At 47.4% G+C, this 2260-nt stretch carries 2 protein-coding genes and 1 pseudogene; all 3 read left to right on the forward strand.

Translation table 11 applies throughout. The features are described 5' to 3' along the window. The first annotated feature begins 97 nt into the window (after nt 1–97). Nucleotides 98–1057 (forward strand): alpha/beta fold hydrolase, encoded by a 960-nt coding sequence (locus RMO35_RS07045; RefSeq protein WP_309739631.1) that lies wholly within the window; start codon nt 98–100, stop codon nt 1055–1057. Nucleotides 1058–1074: 17 nt separating this feature from the next. Next, the gene (locus RMO35_RS07050) at nt 1075–1674 is read left to right on the forward strand and encodes a DUF1517 domain-containing protein (protein ID WP_309739627.1); all 600 of its coding nucleotides are present in this window, start codon (nt 1075–1077) and stop codon (nt 1672–1674) included. Nucleotides 1675–1890: 216 nt separating this feature from the next. Then, a pseudogene (locus tag RMO35_RS07055) lies at nt 1891–2260 on the forward strand (hypothetical protein); the annotation flags it as partial.

Genomic DNA, 2260 nt, shown 5'->3' on the forward strand with positions numbered 1-2260 from the left:
ACTTTGAAGCTTAAAATTAAATAACATCTTTCATCCTGCCATTAAGCCATTGAATCCTCAATATTTACCGCCTTGGTGGCTGCAATCCGGTCTGACGATGACCCTCTATACCGCACTGCGGATGAGCCGCAATTGGGAACGCTATACCATCGAGCCAGAGCCGATTTATCAAGAGCATATTTTTAGTGGTGATGGGGATGTGCCAATTTTTGGGATCTTTGCCATCCCGCCTGCGCCAAAAGGGACGATCGTCGCTACCTACGGGATCACTGGCACTCTTGATAACCAGTGGTTTCTGAGAATCTTAGGTCGCAAAGCCTATGCCCAAGGTTATGCTGTCGTCTTATTTGACTGGCGCGCTCACGGTAAAACTGCCGAGTTATCGCCCCAACTTACTTCCGACGGTTTGCATGAGGGCGAAGATTTCGTGCAGATTGCCCGCCAATCGCTTCAGCTAGGCTGTCCGGCACCAATGTGGTTGATGGGGTACTCTTTAGGCGGTCAGTTGGCTCTGTGGGGCGTTAAGGCGGGTCTGGATGTCCCAGAAATTGCTGGCGGGGCGGTCATCTGTCCCAGTCTGGAATCCGATCGATCTTTGACTTATTTAATGGCAGATCCGCTGGGTAAATATTTAGAACGATCGATTTCTAAGGAACTGCGAAAATTAGCTAGCGAGTTACGTCGCTATCATCCCACCCAGATCGATCCTGCGGCGATCGAGCGAGCGACCTCAATTTGGGGATTCGATCGCGAATTAGTAATTCCCCGACTGGGTTTTGCGACTGTCCAAGATTATTATGCCGCGACGAGTCCGCTCTATTTTTTGGCAGATCTCCATAAACCCGTACTAATAATCTATGCCGCTGACGATCCGCTATTCGATCCCACTCTAGTGCCCGAACTGTGCGACATTGCCAGCAAGCAACCCCACCTCGATCTATTGCTGACCCCGCACGGCGGACATGTCGGGCATATCAGTAACAAAGCTTGTCAAAAGTTAAATATCGATCGCGACCCCTGGTGGAGTTGGAATCGTATTTTAGAATGGATGCAGTAGTCTACCCCCTAAAAACTATGAGCTTACGCGACCAATTCAATAAACTCACTGGTAAGAGCCAGTTTGTCGTATCGCGGATTTTTATCCATCTTACTGGCGAAGAAGTATCCCCATTACTCGGGATCTTAAACCAAGCCGCCAGACAAGCGATCGAAGCCGATGGCGATTTGACGATCGTCGGCGAGGGCTTAGTCGCAATCTGTGAAAACCTATTGCAATACGACACCTACTGGCGATCGGCAGCTAATGAAGGGGATGTATTCTGGGATGAAGGTGGCGCTGGCGACTATGCCAATGAATTGTTTACTGATTCTGCCGGACGCTACCTGAGCGAACCCGACATCAGTGACAATACCAATCCCAATGCTCAACTCACCCTCCCGCCCACTCGGAATTTGATTGTGATGCTGACTGTAGCATTAGAAGGTGAAGACTCTACCATCGAAGCAGATTTATCCAATATCTCAGCGCTCAAAATAGCTTTGAAATCATTAATAAATCTTCACTATCAAGAACGCCTCCGGGCAATCTACATTCATTTTTCACCAGCCCGATTTGGTGACGAACTTACCGACGACCAAGTACTCCAAAATTTCCCTGAATTAATTCCTTTGTAATTAATAGCTGGTAGTTAACTGGGATTATTTCCACTGCCGCCATGCGGTTATCCAGATCCAAATAGATCGGTTAACTAGGTATTTCAAAACTCAGTCGATCGGGTTCGATCGGTCTAAAATAGTCATAGGGATCGTAAATATACAATCCCTTTGTTACTGAAATTATCAATTGTCGAGCGCCCTGAGAACTAGCTAAAATAAACAAGTACAATAGTCATGAAATCAGCCTATATGCTCCGTCGATTAGTGATAATTTTTATGGCTTTAACGTTGTCTGTTACTTCTGTAGCCTGTGGCTCGGAAGATCGGACATCTCAGGGACGAGATCGACAGCAAACTACTTCCGTCCAAAATCCGGCGGTCAGTAATAACACCAATCAAAAGCCGATCGCTGATGGCAAATATCCCGTCCAGCAAGCCACCTATAACGATGCAAACGGTGAATACAGCCTCATGCTGCTGAACACACCTGCTGGTACGCCACCTGTGTACCGCAGTACCAATCTCCAAATGGCGCGATTGACCGATGAAGAAGTCAAAGCAAATGAAAAGGCTTATTTCAAGTCAGAAAACGGGCAAGTCTCCC

It is taken from the genome of Chamaesiphon sp. OTE_20_metabat_361, assembly GCF_031364565.1.